The 19,243-nt window shown below is 74.9% G+C and carries 7 protein-coding genes; all 7 read right to left on the bottom strand.

The window, feature by feature from the left end; all coding sequences use genetic code 11:
- Positions 1–10: 10 nt before the first annotated feature.
- Genes OG254_RS32890 through OG254_RS32920 form a run of 7 tightly spaced genes read right to left on the bottom strand, consistent with a single transcriptional unit; the run spans position 11 to position 19,242 of the window.
- Entirely contained in the window at positions 11–763 is a 753-nt protein-coding gene (locus OG254_RS32890) for a thioesterase II family protein (protein WP_405588996.1), read from the bottom strand.
- Positions 760–2,790 (bottom strand): beta-ketoacyl synthase N-terminal-like domain-containing protein, encoded by a 2,031-nt coding sequence (locus tag OG254_RS32895; protein WP_405588999.1) that lies wholly within the window; start codon positions 2,788–2,790, stop codon positions 760–762. Before OG254_RS32895 ends, OG254_RS32890 begins: the two co-directional genes overlap by 4 nt.
- Positions 2,787–6,095, bottom strand: coding sequence for a non-ribosomal peptide synthetase (locus OG254_RS32900; protein ID WP_405589001.1), 3,309 nt, complete (start codon positions 6,093–6,095; stop codon positions 2,787–2,789). The genes OG254_RS32895 and OG254_RS32900 overlap by 4 nt, the downstream gene beginning before the upstream one ends.
- Positions 6,085–9,954, bottom strand: a complete 3,870-nt coding sequence (locus OG254_RS32905) for a non-ribosomal peptide synthetase (protein WP_405589004.1) — start codon at positions 9,952–9,954, stop codon at positions 6,085–6,087. The genes OG254_RS32900 and OG254_RS32905 overlap by 11 nt, the downstream gene beginning before the upstream one ends.
- Positions 9,954–14,654: an amino acid adenylation domain-containing protein gene (locus OG254_RS32910; protein ID WP_405589007.1), complete on the bottom strand. Its 4,701-nt coding sequence runs from the start codon at positions 14,652–14,654 to the stop codon at positions 9,954–9,956. Before OG254_RS32910 ends, OG254_RS32905 begins: the two co-directional genes overlap by 1 nt.
- Positions 14,651–15,712 carry a MupA/Atu3671 family FMN-dependent luciferase-like monooxygenase gene (locus tag OG254_RS32915; protein ID WP_405589010.1) on the bottom strand — a complete coding sequence of 354 codons (1,062 nt, stop codon included), beginning with the start codon at positions 15,710–15,712 and terminating at the stop codon, positions 14,651–14,653. The genes OG254_RS32910 and OG254_RS32915 overlap by 4 nt, the downstream gene beginning before the upstream one ends.
- Positions 15,703–19,242, bottom strand: a complete 3,540-nt coding sequence (locus OG254_RS32920; protein ID WP_405589013.1) for an amino acid adenylation domain-containing protein — start codon at positions 19,240–19,242, stop codon at positions 15,703–15,705. Before OG254_RS32920 ends, OG254_RS32915 begins: the two co-directional genes overlap by 10 nt.
- Between the last annotated feature and the right edge of the window lies 1 nt (position 19,243).

Below are 19,243 nucleotides of genomic sequence, written 5' to 3' on the forward strand. Positions count from 1 at the left end.
GGGCGCCGCCTCACAGCAGCTGCGCGGTGATGAACCCGACCAACTCCTCTTTCCGCGGGTTGAGATAGAAGTGGTTCCCCTCGAAGACCCGGACGTCCAGCCCCTCGGTCGTGACGTCCGACCACGCCGCGAGGTCCTCCACCGGGCACGCGGGATCGCCGTCGCCCCCGCAGGCCGTGACCGGAACTCCCAGTCGGTGCAGGCGCGTCGGGCGGTACGCCGCGAGGAGCCCGAAGTCCGCGCGCAGGGACGGCATGATCACGGTCCGCAGCGCGGGGTGTTCGTACAGCGCGGCGCCCTGCGGATCCAGTCTGCGCACGTGGTTCAGGATGTCGTCGTCGGTCGGGGCCGACCGCGGTGCCAGCTCCTGTGCGAGGCGTGGCCGGGTGCGGCCCGACACGAACAGCCGGGTGAGCGTGCGGCCGGGGACCTCCTCCAGCCGGCGGGCCACCTCGTACGCCACCGACGAACCCATGCTGTGGCCGAACAGCGCCAGCGGCAGGTCGTCGGCCGGCTCGTCCAGCAGGGCCGCCGTGATCGCGTCCGCCAGCTCGTCCATCGTGGTCGCACACGGCTCGGACAGGCGGTCCTGGCGGCCGGGGTACTGCACCGACAGGACCTCGACCTCCGGTGGTGTCAGCGTGGCCCAGTTGTGGAAGGTGCCGGCCGCTCCGCCCGCGTGCGGAAAGCACACCAGACGGATCTTCGCGGCGGGCGCGCGCACGCCCCTGAACCAGGGGGTGCGGATGTCGGGGACGGTCATGACTCCGCCTCGAACTCGGAGAGCAGCGCGTCCAGGGCGCCGTCCGCGGCGCCGTGCTCCTTGGTCTCGACGATGCGGGTCGTCATGTCCTTCAGGGTGATCGGTTCGAGGAACAGCTGGATCGGTACGTCGATGCCCAGCTCGTCGCGGAGCCGTCCGGCGAGATGCACGGCCGTCAGCGAGTCGCCGCCCGCCTCGAAGTACGTCCGCTCCAGGCCCGCGCGGCCGTCGAGATCCAGCGCCTCGATCACCAACTCGGCGACCCTGGACTCCAGTTCGCTCTCCGGCGCGGCTGCCGGGCCGTCGGGCGTCGTCCGAGCCACCGGGCTGCCCAACGTCAGCGCGCCATGACTCTCGCCCGCGAACGGGTACGCCGGCAGCCGCACCCGCCGCACACCGGCGTCGAGGGCCGGCCAGGTCACCTCCTCGCCCCTCAGCCACGCCTCGCCCAGAGGGTCCCGCGCCGTGTCCCGGTGGCCCTCGGCCAGTGCCGTGAGCTTGTCCGAGGCCTCCCGTGCGACGGCCGCCACGACGTAGGCGCGGACGGGCATCCCGACCCGGCCCGTGCGCAGGGTGTGTGCGACGTCGGCCAGGGACGGGGCGTCCGCCTCGCGCAGGCGCGCCGCCAACCGGGCGGCAACAAGGGCGAGTTGGGCGTCGGTGCGGGCCGACAGCGGCAGCACCGTCGGCTCGGCGGCGGCACTCGCGCCCGCCCCGCGCTGCGGCGCCTCCTGCACCACCACGTGCACGTTCGTGCCGCCGATGCCCACCGACGTCACGCCGGCCAGCCGGGGCAGGCCCATCCTGCCCGGCCAATCCCGCGCCTGCGTCACCAGCCGCAGCGGTGAGCCCTGGAGAGCGGTGACCGGGCTCGTGACGTCCACCGTCGGGGCCAGCGTCCCGTGCTCCAGCATCAGGATCGTCTTGATCAGCGCCGCCGCCCCGGCCGCCGCGTCCGCGTGCCCGATGTTCGACTTCACCGAGCCGAGGGCGATGTCGCCGCCGGAGCCGAACGCCGCGCTCGCCGCCTCCAGTTCGATCCGGTCCCCCAGCTCCGTACCGGTCCCGTGCGCCTCCAGGTACTGCGCCGCCGACGGCTCCAGCCCCGCCGCCGCCCACGCCTCGGTGATCGCGGCCGTCTGCTGGTCCACCCCCGGAGCGGTGAAGCCGACCTTGCCGGCGCCGTCGTTGGTGACCGCGGTGCCCCGGATCACCGCCCGCACCGGGTCGCCGTCGGCCAGCGCGTCCTCCAGCCGGCGCAGCACCAGCACGCCCACCCCGCTGCCCGGCACCGTGCCGGCCGCCTTCTCGTCGAAGGGGCGGCAGCGGCCGTCGGGCGAGAAGATCCCGCCCTGGTAGTGGACGTAGCCCTGCTTGCGCACGCTGCCGACGGCCACGCCGCCCGCGAGCGCCGCGTCGCACTCGCCGAGCAGGAGGGCCTGGACGGCGAGATGGACCGCCGTCAGCGAGGTCGAGCAGGCCGTCTGGACCGTCATGCTCGGCCCGTCCAGGCCCAGCCGGTAGGAGATCCAGGGCGCCAGGAACTCGCGGTCGGTGAGGATACGGACCTGAAGGGCGCCGATCGACGCCGCGAGGGCCGGGTCCGTGGCGGCGGCCAGGGAGTGCTCCGTCGGGCTGCCGCCCACGTACACGCCGGTGCGGGACGGGGCGTCCAGCGGCGCGTACCCGGCGTCCTCCAGGGCGGCCCAGGCGCTCTCCAGCAGCACCCGGTGCTGTGGGTCGAGAGCCGCCGCCTCGGTGCGGTTGAAGCCGAAGAGCTCGGCCTCGAAGCGGTCCGCGTCCGCCAGATACCCGTGGGCGGGGACGTACGCGGGATTGCTCAGGTCGGCCGGGTCCGCCCCGTCGGCCAGCAGTTCCTTCTCGGTGAAGGCGGACACGGAGCAGACGCCGTCGCGCAGGTTGGCCCAGTACGTGTCCAGGTCGGGGGCGCCGGGAAAGCGCCCGCTCATCCCCACGACGGCCACCGCGGACTCAAGGTCGTACGGTGCGGCTTCCTCGGTCGTCATCGCGTCGTGCCCTTCCTGGAACGGAGTTTGTGCAGGGCCGCCCGGCGGTCGCTGCCGCGCCGGGCCGCCTCCTCGTGGGGTGCGCTCTGTTCGGCCGTACGGTCGAGATGGGCCGCCACGGCGGCGACCGTCGGATGCCGGAACAGGTCGATCAGGGTCAGGTCCCGGTACTCCGGGTGTTCCTGGAGCGCCGCGAGCACGGCCAGCAGCCGTACCGAATTGCCGCCCAGGTCGAAGAAGTTGTCGTGCGCGCCGACCCGGTCCAGGGTCAGCACCTGCTGCCAGACCCGGGCCACACGCTGCTCGGCCGCGCTGTCCGGGGCCGCGTACGACTCGCTCAGCCGGGGCCGCGAGGAGGGGGGTTCGGGCAGCCGGGACCGGTCGATCTTGCCGGAGCGGTTCAGCGGCAGCTCCGGCAGGCGCACGAAGACCTCCGGGACCATGTAGCCGGGGAGCCGTAGGGCGAGATGGGCACGCAGGGCCTCGTCCGAGGGGGTCGCGTCCTGCCCGACCACATAAGCCACCAGCCGCTGATCGGCGCCGTCCCCCCGCACCGCCGCCGCGGCCACCGTCACCTCGGGATGGTTCGCCAGCAGGGCCTCGATCTCGCCGAGTTCGATCCGGTAGCCGCGCAGCTTCACCTGCGAGTCGCTGCGGCCCAGGTAGTGCAGGACGCCTTGCGCGTCGACGCGGCACAGGTCGCCGGTGCGGTACATACGGCTGCCGGGCGGGCCGTACGGGTCGGCGACGAAGCGCTCGGACGTCATCCCGGGCCGGCCGATGTAGCCGCGGGCCAGGGTGGCGCCGGCGACGTAGAGCTCGCCGGTCACGCCGACCGGGGCCGGGCGCAGACGGCGGTCCAGGACGTAGGCGCGCGAGCCGGGCACCGCGTGGCCGATCACGACCGGCTCGCCGGGGCGCAGATCGGCCGTGGTCGAGTACACCGTGGCCTCGCTGGGGCCGTACGCGTTGACGATCCGGCGGCCCTCCTCGCCGAGCCGCTCGACCAGCTCGGCCGGGCACGCCTCGCCGCCGACCGCGAGGGTACGCAGCTCGGGCAGCGCGCCCGGGGAGCGGGGGAGCGTCATCGCGGCGGACGGCGGCAGGAAGACGTAGGTGATGCGGGAGTCCCGCAGCCGCGCCTGAAGCGCCTCGCCCAGCCGCTCGTCCTCCTGCGCGATGTGCAGCTCCGCGCCCGCGACCCAGGGGAAGAACAGGTCGGACACGGCGACGTCGAAGCCGAACGACACGAACTGCAGGACGCGGTCCGTCCCGGTCACCGGGAACACGGGCCGTACGTTCACCGCGAGGTTGTGCAGCGCCCGGTGCTCGACGGCCACGCCCTTGGGGACGCCGGTGGAGCCGGAGGTGTAGAGGACGTAGGCGAGGTCGCCGGGGGCGCACGTCGCGGGGGTGAACGCGGGCACCGTGTCCGGGTGCTCGTCCACGCGGAGTTCCGGTACGTCCGTCCCGGCCAGGCCCGTCGTCCGCGCCGCCGTCAGCAGCAGGGACGTGGCCGAGTTGGTGACCATGTAGGCGAGGCGGGCGGCGGGGTGTGCCGGGTCCAGTGGCACGTAGGCGCCCCCGGCGCGCAGCACCGCGAGGGCGGCGACGGCCATGTCGGCGCCTCGGGGGAGCAGGAGGCCTACGCGGTCGCCGCGGTGTACGCCTTGCTCGCGCAGGCGTGCTGCGAGGGTGTCGGCGCGGGTCAGCAGTTCGCGGTATGTCAGGCGCAGGTTGCCGCAGACCAGGGCGGTGGCCTCCGGCTGGGTGGCGGCGCGGTCCGCTACCAGGTCCGGAACCAAGGGTTCCGATGTGTGGCTGTCTGCGGGTCCGTCGTGGCTGGTCGCGCAGTTCCCCGCGCCCCTGAGCGGCGTCGCAGTCCCCTGCGTCAGCAAGCGCTCGCGCTCCTCGGACGGCACCATCTCCACCGTCGACATGCGCGCCTCCGGACGTTCCAGCAACCCCTCCAGCAGCGTCTCGAAGCAGGCCACCCACCGTCGTACCGTCTCCGCGTCGAACAGTGCGCTGCGGTAGATCAGATACGCGGCGAGATCCTCGCCCCACCGCTCCACCTGGAGGTGGAAGTCGAACTTCGCGGTGTCCAGGGCGACATGGAGGCGTTCGACCTCCGCACCCGCCAGGCTCAGCGTCAGTTCGGTGTCGTCGTCGTAGCCGAAGACCACCTGGACGACCGGGTCGTGGCTGATCTCGCGGGCCGGGGCGACCTCGTCGACGACCGCCTCGAAGGGGGCGTCCTGGTACGGCTGGGAGTCCAGCAGCGCGGTGCGCAGACGGTCGATCAGGTCGTGGTACGACGGGTCGCCGGACAGGTCGATCCGCAGGGCCAGGGTGTTGGTCAGCATGCCGACCATGTCCTGGAGTTCGGGGCGGTCCCGGCCGGAGACGGGAAAGCCGATCACCAGGTCCTCGGAGCCCGAGAGCCGGCTCACGAACGCGGCGTACGCGGCGAACACCGCCATGAACGGTGTGCCGCCGCGCGTCCGGGCCGTCTCGGCGATCCGCTCGCGCACCCGGGCCGGCAGCGTGAACCGCTCGGTGCCGCCCGCCGCCGTACGCACCGCCCCGCGCGGCCGGTCCAGCGGCAGCGCGACCGCCTCCGGGGCACCCCGAAGCCGCTCGGCCCAGTGCGCGACCGAGCCGGCGTACTCGCCCGCCGCCTGCCGCTCACGCTGCCAGGACGCGAAATCCGGGAACTGGAGCGGCAGTTCGGGCAGGGTGTGGGGCAGGCCCTTGGTCTCGTTCTCGTACCCGGCGGACAGCTCGCGCAGCAGCACACCCAGCGACCAGCCGTCGCAGACCAGATGGTGGGCGACGAGCAGGATGCGGTGGCTGCCGTCGGCCACGGCGTACAGCGTGCAGCGCAGGAGTGGGCCGGTCGCCACGTCGAAGGGGCGGGCCGCCTCCGCGTGCATCAGGGCCTCCACCTCGGCGACGGGCACGTCACGCTCCACGCGCGGCTCCACCTGCCCGGCGGTGGACACGATCTGGAGCGGCACCCCGTCGGGGCCGGTGCGCAGGACCGTGCGCAGTGACTCGTGCCGGGCGACGAGCGCGTCGAGTGCGCGCCCGAAGGCGGCCGCGTCGAACGGCCCGCGCACCACGAAAGCGGCCGGCACGTGGTAGGTCGCGGCGCCCGGATCCATGTGGTCCAGGACGAGCAGCCGGGCCTGCGCGTCCGAGGTCGGGAACTCGTACTCCTCGTACTCCTCGTACTCCTCGTACTCCCCGTAGTCCCCGTAGTCCCCGTAGTCCCCGACCGTGCCTATGTCGTCAGCGGCCATCTGCCTGTGCTCCATCCCCCGTGCGGTGTGCCAGTACGTTCTCCACGGCCGCGGCGATCTCGCCGACCGGCCCCGGGGTGAGCACATCGCTGTGCTCGCAGTCCAGTTCGTGCACGTCCACCCCTGCCGCGCAGCCCTGCCAGGCCGCGCGCTTCTCCTCGGTCGTCGCCTCCGAGGCGCGGGTGGCCGAGAAGAGGGTCACCCGGCCGTCGTACGGCGACGGCCGCCAGGCGCGGGCCATCTCGATGTACCGCTCCATGGCGCCGGCCAGCGCGCCGAGCCGCCGCTCGTCGAGGTCGGCGAGGAGCGCGCTGTGCGCGTGGAGGCGGGCGACGACCTCGGCCCGGTCCAGCGGGCCAGGCCCTGCCGGAGCCCCGGGCAGCGCGTTGCGCAGCAGGCTGCTCAGCGCCGCCTGCTCCACCACCGCCGGGTCCAGCGGCACCCGCGCCACCTCGGGCGGCTTCGGCATCGCGTCCACCACGGCGACGAGCGCGACCTCCTCGCCCGCCGCGCGCAGCCGCACCGCCAACTCATGCGCGAACGGCCCGCCGAAGGAACGCCCGAGCAGCAGATACGGCCCGTGCGGTCGCACCGCCCGGATGCGGGGCACATATTCCTCGGCCAACTCGCCCAGAGTGTGCGGAAGTTGCCCGCCGTGCAGCACCGGCGTCTGGAGCGCGTACACCGGCCGCCCGGGCGCGAGGTGCGGCAGCAGCGCCGCGTAGGCCCAGCCGAGCCCGAGCCCCGGGTGCAGGCAGAACAGCGGGGGCAGGTCGCCCTCGCGGCGCAGGGCGAGCAGCGGGGCGTACGCGTCCTCGGCGTCCCCGTCCGGCACCCCGGCGGCGAGGCGGGCGGCGAGCGCGCCCGGTGTCGGCGCCTCGAACAGCGTGGCGGGCGAGACCCGGGTACCGAGCTCGGCGTGGATGCTCGCGGTCAGACGCAGAGCGAGCAGCGAGTGGCCGCCGTGCGCGAAGAAGTCGCCGTCGGGGCCGATCGCGGCCACGCCGAGCGCCTGCGCGAACAGCGCGCACAGCCGCTGCTCACGCCCCGGCCGGGCGATCCGGCCGGGCCCCGCAAGCCCACGCTCCGCCTCGGGTTCGGGCAGCGCCGCCCGGTCGACCTTGCCGTGCGCGGTCAGCGGTACGGCGTCCAGGCGCGCCCACGCCGACGGCATCAGATGCGCGGGCAGCACACGCGCCGCATGCTCCCGCACCGGGCCCAGGTCGCCGCCCATGACGTAGGCGACGAGCCGCTTGCCGCCGTCGGGCCCGGGGCGCGCGGCGACCACGGCCCGCTCCACGCCGGGGCAGGCGGCCAGGGCGGCCTCCACCTCGCCGGGTTCGATCCGGAAGCCGCGCACCTTGACCTGGTCGTCGCCGCGGCCCACGAACTCCAGCTCGCCGCCGGGGAGCCGGCGCACCAGGTCGCCCGTGCGGTACATGCGGGTGCCGGGCGGCCCGTACGGGTCGGCGACGAAGCGCTCGGCACTGTGGCCCGGACGGTTCAGGTAGCCGTGGGCGAGCCCGCTGCCGGCGACGTACAACTCGCCGACCGCTCCGACCGGTACCGGGCGCAGGAGACGGTCGAGGACGTGGGCGCGGGAGTTGTCGAGCGCCCGGCCGATGGGCACGGACGCGCCGGCATCCCCCGTCACACAGTGGGCCGTGGCGAACACCGTGGTCTCGGTGGGCCCGTAGCCGTTGACCACCCGCGTGTCCGGGCAGTGCTCGCGCACCCGCCGCACCGCCTCGGGCGCGAGCACGTCCCCGCCCGCCCACACCTCACGCAGGGCGCCGAGCACCTCCGGCGCGATCTCCGCGACGGTGCGCAGGAGTTCGGCGGTGAGCCACAGGGCGGTGATCCGCGCCTCGGGCAGCAGCCTCTTGAGCAGGTCGGGGGTGACGGGTCCGGGCGGGGCGAGCACCACCGTGCCGCCGCCCAGCAGGGGCACCCACATTTCGTAGGTCGCGGCGTCGAAGGTGTGCGGACTGTGGAGGAGGACGCGCTCGTGCGCGCCGCCCGTAAACCGGGAGTCGGCGGCCAGTTCCACCACGGCCCGGTGCGGGGTGACGATGCCCTTGGGTTCGCCCGTGGAGCCCGAGGTGTACATCACGTACGCGGCGGATTCCGGATGCACGGCGGCCGGCGCCGGCGCGTCGGTGCCCTTCTCGTCGACGTCCAGCACCCGCACGCCCTCGGGCAGTCGCACGTCGCTCGCCGAGACCGCCACCCGCGCGTGCGCCGCGCCCACCAGCGCCGCCAGCCGCCCCGCCGGAGCCCCCGGATCCAGCGGCAGACAGCACGCGCCCGCCTTCAGCACCGCCAGCTGCGCGACCACCATGGACACGGACCGGGTCAGTGGCAGCGCGACGGTGTCGCCGGGCCGCACTCCCGCCTCCCGCAGCCGCCCCGCCAGGGCGTCGGACGCCGCGTCGAGACGGCCGTACGTCAGCACCTCGCCGTCGGACTCGACGGCCGGCGCGTCGGGTGTGCGGGCCACCTGCTCGGCGAAGCGCCCGGGGATGCCCGGCGCCCCGGACGCCGGACGCGTCGGGCCTTCGGCCAGGGCGAGCAGCCGGAGCCGCTCCTCTCGGGGGAGGACGTCGAGCCGGTCGGCCGGTATGCCGTGCGCGGACGTCAGCGCCTCGAAGGCGCGCACCAGGCGGGCACCGACCGTCGCGGCCGGGATGCCGCCGCGGCAGCTCACCCGCAGCAGCATCCGCTCCCCGGCGACGACGGCGACCGTCACCGGGTAGTGCGTCGCGTCCCGCGTCCCGACCAGCTCCACGGCCGGCGCGGCGCCCTCGGCGCGCGGGAAGTTCTCGAACGCCAGGACCGTGTCGAAGAGTTCGCCCGCCCCGGCCGCCCGCTGCACCTGGGACAGCCGTACATGGTGATACGGCGCCAGCAGCAGCTGCTCCCGCTGCACCCGGGCCAGCAGTTCGTCGACACCCTCGCCGGCCCGCAGCGCGATCCGCACCGGCAGCGTGTTGATGAACAGCCCCACCATCCGCTCGACGCCGGGCAGATCGTGCGGCCGCCCCGAGACGACCGCGCCGAAGACCAGGTCGTCGGCGCCGGTCATCCGGGCCAGCACCAGGGCCCAGGCGCTCTGCGCCACGGTGTTGACGGTGACGCCCGCGTCGGCCGCCCGCCGGGTCACCGCCGCCGTCAGCTCGGCGGTGAGCTCGACGTCGACCGTGTCCTCCGGGGCATTGGTGCCCCGCGGACCGTCCGGCGACAGCAGTGCGGGCCGCGGCAGACCGTCCAGCGCCTCCCGCCAGGCCGCCTGCGCACGCACTTGGTCCTGGCCCTTCAGCCACACCAGGTACTGCTTGAACGGCGCGGCGGGCGGCAGCTCGGCGCCGCCCGTCGTCAGCGCCTCGAGATCCCGCGCGAGCAACGGCAACGACCAGCCGTCCAACAGGATGTGATGCAGGGTCAGCAGCAGTTCGGCGCCCTCGTCGTGCCGGACCAGCGTGGCCCGTAGCAGCGGAGGGCGGGCCAGGTCGAAGCGACGGCCACGGTCCTCGGCCATGAGCCGGGCGAGGTCCGCCCGCGTCTCGTCCGGCGTGCGTCCGGTGCGGTCGAGCTCCGTCCACGGCGGCTGCACCGCCCGCGGGATCACCTGCACCGGCCGCTCGACCTGCTCGTGCCGGAAACACGCCCGCAGATTCGGGTGCCGCTCCAGCAGCCCGGCGACCCCGGCCCGCAGGGCCTCGCCGGTGACGCCGGGCGCGATCCGGAAGCGGGCCTGGACCAGATACGGGTCGGGCCGGTCCGGATCGCGCAGGGCGTGGAAGAGCAGGCCCTCCTGGGCGGGGGAGAGCGGCAGTACGTCCGCGATGCGGCCGCCCATCAGTCGTCCCCCTCGTCGTCCAGGTACAGGTCCAGGCCGTCCTCCAGCAGGGCGAGCTGGTCCGCGGACAGGTCGACCAGCGGGAAGTCGGAGCTGGTGTGGCCGCCCGCTCCGTCCCGGCGGGCGTGCGCGACCAGGACCTCGATCGCCTCGCACCACAGCCGCGCCAGCCGCAGCACGTCGTCCTCGCCGAGCACCCCGCGCGCGTACGAGAACCCGGCGCTCAGGCACAGCCGCCCGGCGCCCCGCTCCAGGACGACCGCGTCCACCTCCACGGCGTGCCCGAGCGGCAGCGCCTCGGCGGCCATACCGAGCAGTTCGCCGTCGGCCGTGTCGCCGCCGGAGAACCGGCCCAGGTAGTTGAACCGCAGATCGGGCACGGGCAGCAGGGCCAGCTTCGGGGCCGTGTCCGGGTTGTGGTGGCGCAGCAGCCCCCAGCCGAGGCCGCCCGCGGGGACCGACCGCAGCCGCTCCTTGATCTGCATGAGTGCCTCGCCGGCCGCGTCCCGTGCGGGCTGCCAGAAGTCCGCGCCGAGCGCGGCGCCCGCGTCCAGCCGGACCGGGTACTGGGTGGTGAACCAGCCGACGGTGCGCGAGACGTCGGCGGGCCGGGAGAGTCCCTCGCGGCCGTGGCCCTCCAGGTGGACCAACAGCCCGGTGCCCGTGCCCCGGTGCCGCAGCGCCGCGGCGGCCAGCGCGGTCAGCAGGACCGCGTCCGGGCCGCAGTGGAAGGCCTCCGTCACCTCGGACAGCGCCGCCTCGGTAACCTCCGGCGTCAGTTCCACGCTGAGCACACCGCGGCGCGCCCCGACACCCCGGCCGCCCGCGATCCGCGCGTCCGGGCCGTTCAACATCCCCTCCCACCAGGCCGACTCCACGCCGGCCCGCTCGGGCCGCACCGCCTCGTCCGCCAGCAGCCGCGCCCAGCGCGCGAAGGACGTGCCCGGCGCCTGCGGCAGCCGCTCCCCGGCCAGAGCGGCGGCCAGTTCGGGGCCGAGCAGCCGCCAGGACACCCCGTCCACCGCGAGGTGATGCACCGTCAGCAACAGCTGCCCCGGCCGCCCGGCGCCCTCGTCGAGCCAGGTGGCCCGCAGCATCTCGCCCTTCTCCGGGTCGAGCCGCACCGAGGCCGCCGTCGATTCGGCCACCTCCCGGGCATCGGCGCCGGCGGGCACCTCGACGCGCTCGACCACCACGTCGGGGACGGCCTCGGGAACCTCCAGCTCCCCCTCCACCAGCCGCATCCGCAACGCGCCGTGCCGCTCGACCAGCCCGCGCACGGCCGCCGCGACCCGCTGCGGGCCCACGCCCGACGGCACCGGGAACACCATCGACTGCGTGAACGCCGCCGCGTCCCCGCCCTGTTCGCGCCACCAGCGCATGACCGGCGTCAGCGGGAAACGCCCGGTGCCGGAGTCGTCGCCGAGATCCGCGGCCTCCCGTGCGGTCAGCGCGAGCGCGGCCGGCGTACGGGCCGTGAAGACCTCGCGCGGTGTGATGCCGAGCCCCGCACCCGACGCCCGCCCCGCCAGCTGGATCGCCATGATGCTGTCGCCGCCGAGCCGGAAGAAGTCGTCGTCGGCACCGACCCGTTCGACGCCCAGCACCTCCTGGAACAGGGCGCACAGCGTGACCTCGCGCACCCCCTCGGGGGCCCGCCCCTCGACGTCCGGCCGGCTTCCCGGCGCGGGCAGCGCCGCCCGGTCCAGCTTGCCGTTCGGCGCCAGCGGCAGCGCGTCCAGCACCATCACGTCGGCCGGCACCATGGCGGCGGGCAACCGCCCGGCGGCGTACGCCAGCAGCGCGTCCGGCGCGGGCTCCACGCCGTCGCCGCCTACGACGTACGCGACGAGCCGCGGCCTGCCCGGCCGGTCCTCGCGTACGACGGCCACCGCCCGCTCCACCGAGGGGTGCCCGGTGAGGACGGCGGCGATCTCGCCCGGCTCGATCCGCTGGCCCCGGATCTTCACCTGGTCGTCGGAGCGGCCCAGGTACTCCAGCGCGCCGTCGTCCCGGCGGCGGGCCAGGTCCCCGGTGCGGTACATGCGGGTGCCGGGCGCCCCGTACGGATCGGCGACGAACCGCTCGGCGGTCGCCCCCGCCCGGCCCAGGTAGCCGTACGCCACCGCGGGCCCCGCCAGATACAGCTCACCGCACACCCCCGGCGGCACCGGCCGCAGCCGCTCGTCGAGGACGTACGTGCGCGTGCCCGGCAGCGGGACGCCGATGGGCGGAGGCGTGCCGTCGCCGGTGAGCGGGCCGGAGACGGTGGCGGCCACCGTGTACTCGGTGGGCCCGTAGGCGTTGTGGAACCGGCGCCCGCCGACGGCCCAGCGGGCCACCAGCTCCGGCGGGCACGCCTCCGCGCCCACGGCCAGCGACCGCAGGTCCGGGTACTCCCCGGCGGGCAGGGTCGCCAGCACGGACGGCGGCAGCATCGTGGCGTTGATCCGCAGCCCGGTCAGGACATCGGCCAACCCCTGCCCGGCGAGCGGCCCGTCCGGAGCCACGACCAGCGTCCCGCCGGAACCGAACGCCATGCACATCTCGGCCACGGAGATGTCGAACGCGGGCGACCCGAGTTGCAGGACTCTGCCGCCCGGGGCCAACGCCATGGAGTCCACGAGACCGCGAGCGAGGGCGGCCAGGCCGGTGTGCGGGACGACGACGCCTTTGGGGCGGCCGGTGGAGCCGGAGGTGTGGATGACGTAGGCCGGGGTCGCCGGGTCCAATTCGGCGGGGAGTGCCGGGGGCGCCCCAAAGGGGCGCGGGGAACTGCGCGACCAGCCACCATGGCGCGGCAGACGATCCATAACATCTCGTGGCAATTCCAGCGAATTGCTCAACCTCAAGGTCGGCACATCCGTATCGACAGAGAGCCCCCGCTCCCCCACGACCACCAGCACCGGCTTCGCGTCCTCCAACGCCACCCGGATCCGCTCGGTCGGATAGTCCGGATCCACCGGCAGATAGGCGGCACCGGCCCGCTGCACAGCCAGCAACGCAGGCACCATCGCCGCGCCGCGTCCCAGCGCGAGGGCCACGACCTCCCCAGGCCCCGCACCATGTTCGGAGAACACCGCGGCCAACTGCTCGACCCGGTCGACGAGTTCGGCGTAGGTCAGCGCCGGCGCCGAGCCCTCCAGCGCCGGCGCGTCCGGCGTGCGGGCCGCCTGCCGGGCCACCAGGTCGGGCAGGGACAGCGGCTCGGGAGCGGCCGGGCCGAGGCCGAGCTCCAGCAGCCGCCTCCCGTCCGCCTCGGACAGAAGACCGACGTCGGCGAGGGGCACCTCGGGGTCGGCGGTGAAGCGGCGCAGCAGCTCCAGATAGGCGTCCGTCCAGTGCCGTACGGTGTCCGCGCCGAACAGGGCCGTACGGATCTCGAAGCTGCCGTCCATCGCGCCGTCGTCGGCGTCCCGGACGATGCCCACGAGGTCGTGCTCACCACCGGTGTGGATCCGCTCGGGCTCGCTGAACTCCCGCAGCGCGGCCACGCTGCGCTGCTGGGTGAGGTGCATGAACACCCACTGGAACAGCGGGGAGCGCCCGGCGCTGCGGTCGGGCGCGACCGTCGACACGATCCGGCCCACCGGCACGTCGGCGTTGGCCATCAGCTCGGGGAAGTCGGCCGCGAACCGGGACAGCACATCGGCGAAGGAGTCCCCGGGCCGGATCCGCCAACGGGTCGGGATGGCGTTCATGACGTACCCGATGACCCGCTCCAGGCCCTTGGCGGCCCGGTTGGCGGTCGGCGTGCCGAGCACCATGTCGTCGGCGCCGGTGAGGCGGTGCGCGAGGACCGCGAACGCCGCCATCAGGACGACGTAGACGGAGGCGCCGCGCTCGCGGGCCAGCGCCCGTACCGCCCGGGCGGTCGGGGCGTCCACCCGGAACGGGATCTGGGCGATCTCCTCCGAGGACCCCGCGCGGGCACCGGGCACGGTCAGCGGCCCCGGCGGCTCGGCGAGGTAGCGGCGCCAGAACGCCAGCCGCGCCTCGAAGACGCCGGCCGCCTCCAACTCGCCCTGCCAGGACGCGAAGTCGGCGTACTGGATCCGGGGCCGGGTCAGCGCGGGAGCCGTACCGGAGCGCGTCGCGCGGTGGGCCTCGGCGAACTCGGCCTGGAGCACGTCGAAGGACCACCAGTCGGCGATGACATGGTGCAGGCTCAGCATCAGCGTGCTCCGCCGGTCGTCGACCGTGACCAACCGGGCCCGCATCAGCGGTTCTCCGGCCAGGTCGAAGGGGCGGCGCCGGAAGGTCTCGAAGGCCTCGGCGATGGTGATGCCGGTGCCGCGCAGGTCCTCCCGCTCCAGCCGGAAGCGCTCCTCGGGCGGGAAGGTGACGGTGAGCGCTCCCGGTTCACCGTCGATGCGGGCCCGCAGGACGTCGTGGTTCCCGCGCACCAGCGTCAGCGCCGACTCCAGCAGGTCGGGGTCCATCGGGGCGTCGAAGTGGTAGGCACAGCACAGGTTGAGCGCCGCGGTGCCGGGATACAGCGACTCGTACACCCACAGGTCCTCCTGCGCCGGGCTGAGCCGCGCCGGGCCGTCCCCGTCGCGCGGCGGTACGACCGCCGGGATCAGCCCCGCCTGCCCGGACTCCACCAGCCGCCGCATCAGCCGGACCCGCTGCTCACCACTGAGCGCGCTGAACCGCTCGGCCATCGACGCGCCGGCCGCCCCCGTAGTCCCCGTCACGCCACGTCCTCCACGAGCTCGGCCAGTCGGTGCAGCCCCGCCAGTACCTCTTCGCGGCCGAGGCCGAAGTCCACGAAGCAGGCGACCTCGTCGCAGCCGAGCTCGCGCAGGTCGGCGAGCATCTTCCGGCAGGTCTCGGTGGAGCCGAGCAGGCTGCCCCAGGACAGATACCGGTGGAAGGCGAACTCGGCGAGCAGCGCGGTCTGTTCCTCGGTGAGCGCCGCCGTGGCCTTGTCGGCCGTACGGTTCGCCGTGGTCTGCCGGACATAGGAGCGCAGATACCGCTTCAGCGGCTCGGCGGTCAGCCGCCGCGCCTCCTCGTCGTCGGCGCCGACGAACGTGTGCGCCATCAGCGTCACCCGGCCGTGCGCGTCGGTGCCGCCCTGGTCGGGGGCGGCGGCGCAGACAGCCCGGTAGCGGCCGATCTTCTCGGCGAGTTCGTCCCGGCTCTGTCCGACGGTCGCCCCGAGCACCCCGGTCCGCAGACCTCCGGCCGCCTCCCAGGTCGCGGGGTTGCCGGAAGTGGTCAGCCACAGGGGCAGGGTGTCCTGCACGGGCCGCGGCTGCTGCCGGACGGTGACCGATTCACCGGTGCCGTCGGTGAACTCGGCCGCCTCGCCAGCCCACAGCCGCCGCAGCAGCGGGATGTCCCGCAGGGTCTGCTCGCGGCGGCCCTCGTAGTTGGCGGGCGCGAGCACGAAGTCGGCGGAGTGCCAGCCGGTGGCGGCCGACAGTCCGATCCGGCCGTGCGAGAGGTTGTCGACGACCGCCCAGTCCTCCGCGATCCGCAGCGGATGGTGCAGCGGCAGGATCACGCTGCCCGCCCGGATGTTGATCCGCTCGGTCGCCACCGCGAGCGCGGCGCTCAGCACCGGCGGGCTCGGGAACACCTGGCCCACCTGCTGGAAGTGCCGCTCGGGCGTCCAGATCGCGTGGAAGCCGAGCCGGTCCGCGGTCCGGGCTACGGTGAGGATGTCGTCGTAGGCCTCGCTGTGCCGAGGCGTGGCCCCCGTGTCCGCGGGGCTGTCGGCGCCGAAGAACATCACGCTCAGGTCCATGGCACCTCCTTCTGGCTGGTGTCGGTACGTCCGGCGCGGTCGGGCTGCCGGGGAACGCGCGGCCGGCGCGGGATGGGCGCCGGTGCCGTGGGAGCCTCGGCCGGCGCCCGCTCCAGCTCGGCGGCGAGAGCGGCGACGGTGGGAGAGGTGAACAGCTGGGCGGCGGTCACCGTGCGTCCGGCACCGGTGAGGCGGGCCGCGACCCGCACCGCGCGCAGGGAGTTGCCGCCGAGCCGGAAGAAGTCGTCGTGCGGGCCGACGCCGTCGACGCCGAGGACGTCGGACCACACGGCGGCGATCTCCCGGTGCAGGGCCGAGTCCGCCGGGGCGGCGTCGGCGCGGGCGGGGACGAGCACCGCGTCCCGGGCCGGGTCCGCGCGCCGGGGCGGCTCGGGCAGCGCGAGCCGGGACAGCGGCAGGTCCGGTGCGGCGACCGCCGCGCGCAGCGCCTCGACGACCGCGTCCGCCAGCCGTCCCACGAACTCCGGCTCCAGACACGAGGTCCGGTACTCGAAGACCAGCGTCATGCCGTCCGGCGCGCCCGACGGGCCGTGGTCGTCCGTCACGTCCACCAGCAGCTCGAACCGCGCCGCGCCGGTGCGCAGCGGCTCCACGCCGGTCGCGGCGCCGGGCAGGTCCACCTCGGCGCGGGCGTTGTTCTGCAACGCCAGCACCACCTCGGTGAACGGCTGCCGCCCCGGCGGGCGTACGGGACCCAGCGCGTCCACGACCTCCTCGAACGGCACGTCCTGGTGGGCGAAGGCGTTCAGCGCCGTCTCCCGGACCCGCGCGAGGAGCTGCCGCGCGGTCGGATCGCCGGAGGCGTCGGTGCGCAGCACCAGCATGTTGACGAAGAACCCGACGACGTCGTCCACCGTGCCGTCGTGCCCGCGCCCGGCGATCGGCGACCCGACCGCGAGATCCTCGCCCGCCCCCGCCCGGGCCAGCGCGGCGGCCAGGGCGGCGTGCAGCGCCATGAACAGCGTGGCGCCCTGCACCCGGGCCGTCTCGACGATCCGCGCGTGTTCGCCGGCGTCCAGCCGCCGTACGACGGTGTCGGCGTCCTGGCCTGGCAGGGCCGGGCGTCCGGGACGCCGGGGCAGCAGGGGGCCGCCGGGCGCCAGGTCGGCCAGGGCCTTGCGCCAGAAGGTGAGCTGCTGCGAGGCGAGTGATCCGGGATCGCCGGCCGAGCCGAGCCGCTCCCGCTGCCGGCGCGCGAAGCCGGCGTACGGGACGGGCAGCGGGGGCAGTTCCGGCGCGGATCCGGCGGCCCGGGCGGCGTAGGCGCGCGACAGGTCCCGGAAAAGCGGGGGCAGCGACCAGCCGTCGCCCGCGATGTGGTGCAGCACGAGCAGCAGCGCGTGTTCGCCCGGCCGGTCCGGGATGCTGAACAGCACGGCGTGCAGGGGCAGTTCGGCGCCCAGGTCGAAGCGGTGCCGGGCGGCCTCGGCGACGGCCTTCGCCAGCTCACCCGAGTCCACGTCGACCTGCCGCAGCTGCGGGAGGCCGTCGGCACCGTCGAGCACCCGCTGTCGCGGCTCGCCGTCGGTCTCCTCGAAGACGGTACGCAGCACCGCCTGCCGGGCCGCCACGTCCCCGAGGGCCGCCCGCAGCGCCGCCGGATCGACCTCGCCGCGCAGCCGCACCAGCACCGGCAGGGTGTAGGCGGTACCCGCGTCGACCCGGTCCAGGAACCACAGGCGGCGCTGGGCGTACGACAGGGGGAGTGAGCCGCCGTCCGGGAGAGGCGCGGTCGCGTCGGACCGACCGCTGCTCGCCGCCGTCTCCTCCACGTGCGGCACCAGCGCCGCCGGCGTCCGGCACTCGAACAGCGTCCGTACGCCGACCCGCGCGCCCAGCGTCAGCTGGATCCGGCCCAGCAGCCGGGCCACCATCAGCGAGTTGCCGCCGAGCGCGAAGAAGTCGTCCTCGGGGCCGACGGACGCGACCCCCAGCACCTCGGAGAACAGCCCGCACAGCGCTTCCTCGACCGCACCCGACGGCTGCCGCCCGGTCGCCGAGGCGAGCGAGCCGGTGACCGGGCCGGGCTCCGGCAGGGCCGCGCGGTCCAGCTTGCCGTTGGGGGTGAGGGGGAGGGCGTCCAGCAGGACGAAGGCCGCCGGGACCAGGTAGTCGGCCAGCAGGCGAGCCGCGTGCTCGCGCAACTCCCCTTCCGTGGGCGGCTGTCGCTCCCCGTCGCGCGGGACGACGTAGGCGACGAGCCGCTTGTCGCCCGTGGCGTCGGGCCGGGCGACCACGGCGGCCCGGACGACACCCGGATGGCGTGCCAGCACCGCCTCCACCTCGCCGGGCTCCACCCGGAACCCGCGGATCTTCACCTGGGCGTCGGCCCGCCCCAGATACTCCAGCACCCCGTCGGCCCTGCGCCGCACCAGATCCCCGGTGCGGTACATCCTCCGCCCCGCGGGCCCGTACGGGTCGGCCACGAACCGCTCGGCGGTCAGCTCCGGCCGGCCGCAGTAGCCGAGGGCGACACCCGCACCGGCGGCGTACAGCTCACCGCTCTCGCCGTCCGCGACGGGCCGCAGCCGCTCGTCCAGCACCCGGAGGCGTTTACCGGCGAGGGGGCGGCCGATCGGCACCGGCCGGCCGCCGCGCACCTCCTCGGCGGTGACCGGGTGGACGGTCAGGAAGACCATGCCCTCGACCGGGCCGTAGCCGTTGCTCAGCCGCAGCCCGGGGTGCCGCTCCAGGGCACGGGCCGCGTGCGCGGGCGACAACGGCTCGCCGCCGACGATCAGTTCGCGTACCGCGGCGAGGGCCCGCGGGTACTCGTCGACGACCACCTGGAACAGGGAGGCGGAGAGGTACAGGGAGGTGACGGGATGCCGTTCGACCAGAGCGGCCATCACCACCGGGTCGGGGCGCTGCCCCGGGTGCAGTACGCACAGGCCGCCGTTCAGGAGCGGACCCCACAGCTCCAGCGCGAACGCGTCCCAGGACACCGGGGAGCACTGCAACCACACCGCGCCGGCCCCGAAGGAGGCGAAGTCCTGCCCGGTCAGCGTCCCGGTGATCGCCGAGTGGGAGGCGACGATGCCCTTCGGGCGGCCCGTGGAGCCGGAGGTGAACATCACGCAGGCGGGGTCGTGCGGCCGTACCGCGACCTCGTCGTGTGCCGGCGCCGGGGTCTGCTCGGAGTCCTCCACTGCCACCGACTCGGCGGCGCTCACGGGCTGTTGGGCCCCGCGTCGGGAGACGACCACCCCGACCCCCGCGTCGGCCGCCATGCCACGCAGCCGCTCCGCCGGAAAGTCCGGGTCGAGCATCACATAGCCGGCACCGGCCTTGAGCGTGCCGAGCAGGGCCACCACCATCTCGGCGGACCGCTCCAGGTACACGCCCACCAGAGCCCCCGGCCGCACCCCGTGCCGCCGCAGTAACGCGGCCAACCGGTCGGCACGCGTGTCGAGTTCGGCGTACGTCAGCCGTTCGTCGCCGTGCACCAGCGCGGTCGCCGCCGGTGTCCGCCGAGCCTGTTGTGCGAAGAGTTCATGTACACCGTGCAAC

This window comes from Streptomyces sp. NBC_01092, assembly GCF_045039535.1.
Classification (GTDB): Bacteria; Actinomycetota; Actinomycetes; order Streptomycetales; family Streptomycetaceae; genus Streptomyces.

Bases quoted from the DNA above. Each gene is read 5' to 3' on its own strand.
- OG254_RS32895 (WP_405588999.1), bottom strand. From the start codon at position 2,790: ATGACGACCGAGGAAGCCGCACCGTACGACCTTGAGTCCGCGGTGGCC.
- OG254_RS32905 (WP_405589004.1), bottom strand. From the start codon at position 9,954: ATGGGCGGCCGCATCGCGGACGTACTGCCGCTCTCCCCCGCCCAGGAG.
- OG254_RS32890 (WP_405588996.1), bottom strand. From the start codon at position 763: ATGACCGTCCCCGACATCCGCACCCCCTGGTTCAGGGGCGTGCGCGCG.
- OG254_RS32900 (WP_405589001.1), bottom strand. From the start codon at position 6,095: ATGGCCGCTGACGACATAGGCACGGTCGGGGACTACGGGGACTACGGG.
- OG254_RS32915 (WP_405589010.1), bottom strand. From the start codon at position 15,712: ATGGACCTGAGCGTGATGTTCTTCGGCGCCGACAGCCCCGCGGACACG.